This window comes from Roseateles sp. P5_B10, assembly GCF_056400485.1.
Map to the genome: position 1 here is coordinate 1 of NZ_JBFULE010001301.1, position 970 is coordinate 970.

The following is a 970-nucleotide window of genomic DNA, read 5'->3' on the forward strand; positions in this document are numbered from 1 at the left end:
AGCCGGCACGTCGGACGCTGCCGAGGCGGCGGGGCTGGGGATCTCCACCCCATTCGGTTGCAGGTTGCGCGCCGGCAGGGGCACACCACTCTTCTCGCAGGGCTGGTCGGTGTAGCGCACCTGCCCGTCCACTTCACACCGCCAGACCTGYTGCGCCCAAGCACCGCCGCATGTCAGCCACATTGCCAGACACATTCCCAACCCTGCAGCCAAGCGCTTCATCGTGGATCTCCACGCAGCCCCGGCAGCGCGCCGACTGCGCGCAGACCATCGGCAAACGCCGTGCCCCCACGGGTGAGCGCTAGGAAGCCGGCGCGGAGGCGGGGTTTTGAATTCTTTGCAGTCGCTGYTGCTGGCGACGCTGCATCTTCTCCTCGGCGATGCGGCGGCGGTTGATGCGGTCACCCTCGTCGGGGTCGGCCGCACTGTGCATCGCCTCGGCGCGAAGGCGCGCGTCATAGCGGGCGCGATCGCTCAGCTGCGTCTGCGCCGCCTGGGCCTCGCGGCTGATGACCCAGTCGGCCTCGCGATAGCGCCCCTGCCCTGCACGGCACTGGCGCACGCGGCGCACCTCGTCCTGCAGGAACTGGCGTTCCGCATCGCCCAGCGTCGTCGAATTGGCGCGGACTTCCATGCCACGAATCTCGCCGTCACCGGGGCAGGCATTGCCCGCCGTCGCGATGGGCGCCGAAGCCGCGGACGCTGCTCCCATGGTGGCGCGGATCAACTCCGGCTTGAGGCTCTCGACGACATTGGGCTGCAGGCTGCGCTCGGCTACCGGCTGGCCGCTGCCCGGGCAGGGCTTGTCGCTGAAGCGCACCTGACCGTTCAGCTCGCACTTCCAGACCTGCTGCGCGCCAGCGCCAAAAGGCAGCAGCGCAAGGCCAATCGCCAACCCCAAGCACGAACTCACTCGCCGCATCTCAAACCATCCCTTTGAATTCGATCCTCGCACAACGCGCCACCGAAC

General features: G+C 68.5%; 1 protein-coding gene. It reads right to left on the reverse strand.

Annotated elements, in window-relative coordinates; all coding sequences use genetic code 11:
• Nucleotides 1–301: 301 nt before the first annotated feature.
• Nucleotides 302–913 carry a DUF4124 domain-containing protein gene (locus AC1DU6_RS32880; RefSeq protein ID WP_457322591.1) on the reverse strand — a complete coding sequence of 204 codons (612 nt, stop codon included), beginning with the start codon at nucleotides 911–913 and terminating at the stop codon, nucleotides 302–304.
• Between the last annotated feature and the right edge of the window lie 57 nt (nucleotides 914–970).